The sequence below is a fragment of the Leisingera sp. F5 genome, assembly GCF_001593695.1.
In genome coordinates this window covers 1-2,138 of record NZ_LUKH01000552.1, presented here as the reverse complement: position 1 = coordinate 2,138, position 2,138 = coordinate 1, and the positions used below count along the sequence as shown (strand labels likewise).

Here is a 2,138-nt window from a genome sequence, read left to right as displayed (position 1 = left end):
GACCTGGGTCTATTTCAAGACCTTCGGCCTGCCGGTGGCGATGTTCGCATTTTTTATGGCTCAAGGGCAGCTGCTGCAGAAATTCGGGCTGGAGGAAGAAGCTGGCCCGGCGGAGTAACCGGCGGCCGTCAGCGGAGGGCTCCCGCGCCTTGGCACCTCATCAGAGATGAGATGTAAAGCCTTGGGCCGGGCAGCGCACCTGCGGTGCGCTGCAGGTGCGCATCCGGCTAACGTTAATTGCCAAACAGCACCTGCTGGGCCTTGGTATCCGACCGGTCGCCGCGCAAGTCCGCATGCAGCGCGCGGCCAGCGATCACGCCGGGACGGGACCACATCAGATCCAGCCAGCGGGCCAGATGCGGCTTGTCTTCCAGTGTTTGCTGCTGGCCTTCCCACAGTGAGGCCCAGGGCCAGATCGCCATGTCGGCAATCGTATAGCCTGCTCCGGCCACATAGTCATTCTCCGCCAGCTGCCGGTCCAGCACGCGATAAAGGCGGGCCACTTCGCTGCGGTAGCGGTCCTTGGCATAGGGCAGATCCTGGGCAGCGTATTTCAGGAAGTGATGTGCCTGGCCCGCCATCGGGCCGACGCCGCCCATCTGCCACATCAGCCATTGATCCACCATCAGCCGCGCGCGTTCATCCGCGCCATAGAACCGCCCGGTCTTGCGGGCGAGGTATTGCAGGATGGCGCCGCTTTCGAACAGCGGGACCGGCGCGCCGTCCGGCCCGTCCGGGTCGATAATCGCGGGCATCCGGTTGTTGGGAGAGATCTTCAGGAAATCCGGTGCGAACTGATCGCCCTTGGTGATGTCGATCAGCGTGGTCTCATAGGGCAGGCCCATCTCCTCCAGCGCGATGGAGATTTTCCAGCCGTTCGGCGTGGGCCAGTAGTGGAGCTGGACCGGATCCTGCATCTGTTTCCTCCGTCAGGTTACCCGGCCACAGGAACACGGCGGGCGCCGGGTGGGCAAGAGGCGTCTGCCCTCACTCGGCTGTGACCGTTTTGGCCCGGGCGGCTTGACTGGAGCCTGTAACATCCGGCGTGCCCGGGCATCGCATTGCGGCGAAAGCCATCTTGCTTGCTGCGCGTCCGAAACGCATAACCTTCGACGCTTCGCGGCAGCCGTTTCCAGGGCGAGCCGGGTGCTGAAGATCAGGTGACGCCCCACCATCGCAGGGTCTGCGCATAGTGATGCTGGATTGCGCTGGTTGCCGCGTCAGCTTCGTGGCGTTCAAGGGCGTCTATTATGGCGAGATGTTCCTCCATAGCCGATAGGATCCGGTCCTGGAGGAAAGGGCGGGCGTTCTGGATAATGGCAGTCCGCATCCGGTTGGCTGCATACGCGGCCGCCAGCTGGGGATTGCCAAGTCCAGCGGCCAGGAAGTCATGCAGCGAGAGGTCAACTTCTATGGCGCCCTCCGGTGTGCTGCTGGCCTCGCTCCGCCGCGCGGCGTCGCGAAAGGCCTGATGCCGGTCCCGAAGTGCATCCAGGCCGGTCAGATCATCGCTGGATATCCGCCGCCGTGCTCCCTCCTGGTCCAGCACCATCCGGAAGTCGAGGCAGTCGCGGATCGTTTCGGGGCGCGCCTCCATCACCTGGATCCCGCGCTTCGGCAAAGTGATCAGCAGGCCTTGCGAGCTGGCGTGCTTTACCGCTTCGCGGACCGCGGACAGCGGGAAGCCGAGCATGGTAACAAGCTGAGACATCGACAGAAACTGCCCGTCGCGCAGCTGCCCGTTGCGCAGCGCCGCCGACAGGGCTTTTTGCGCCTTCACCGCCAAAAGCTGAACATCTTGAGACTGGGTCATCCGGTTGTCCTTAACGGGCATTACCTCCGGTTTCAATAAGGTGCTATCTGAAATTCCTAACAGACTGCCACATAGAATACTTGCTAACATGTTAGTTGCAAGTTTAGATTGCCGCGCTGTTTGGGAGGGGCACGAAGCCGCCAGCCGCGGAACAGCATCAGGGAGGAAAAAATGACTGCAACAGACGATGTGCATATCGCACACGGGGGGACACTCGACCCCGAAGGCAATGCGCTTAACCCCGTTGGCAGCGACGAAAAAACATGGGGATGGTTCGCCATCTTCAACATCTGGGCCAATGACGTGCAGTCGCTGTTCGGCTATT

Annotated in this window: 2 protein-coding genes and 2 pseudogenes; 2 read left to right on the top strand and 2 right to left on the bottom strand. The window is 62.1% G+C overall.

Going from position 1 to position 2,138, the window contains the following annotated elements; translation table 11 throughout:
• Positions 1-118: pseudogene (locus A2I95_RS33155) on the top strand (septation protein A); the annotation flags it as partial.
• A gap of 115 nt (positions 119-233) precedes the next feature.
• Here the strand turns inward: A2I95_RS33155 and A2I95_RS33150 are convergent.
• Positions 234-917, bottom strand: coding sequence for a glutathione S-transferase N-terminal domain-containing protein (locus tag A2I95_RS33150; protein ID WP_291736665.1), 684 nt, complete (start codon positions 915-917; stop codon positions 234-236).
• 239 nt (positions 918-1,156) lie between these two features.
• Positions 1,157-1,813 (bottom strand): GntR family transcriptional regulator, encoded by a 657-nt coding sequence (locus tag A2I95_RS33145; protein ID WP_027259589.1) that lies wholly within the window; start codon positions 1,811-1,813, stop codon positions 1,157-1,159.
• 171 nt (positions 1,814-1,984) lie between these two features.
• Between A2I95_RS33145 and A2I95_RS33140 the strand changes: the two are divergent.
• Positions 1,985-2,138 (top strand): annotated as a pseudogene (locus A2I95_RS33140) (NCS1 family nucleobase:cation symporter-1); the annotation flags it as partial.

Coding starts and splice junctions, on each gene's coding strand:
- A2I95_RS33145 (WP_027259589.1), bottom strand. CDS start 1,813: ATGACCCAGTCTCAAGATGTTCAGCTTTTGGCGGTGAAGGCGCAAAAA.
- A2I95_RS33150 (WP_291736665.1), bottom strand. CDS start 917: ATGCAGGATCCGGTCCAGCTCCACTACTGGCCCACGCCGAACGGCTGG.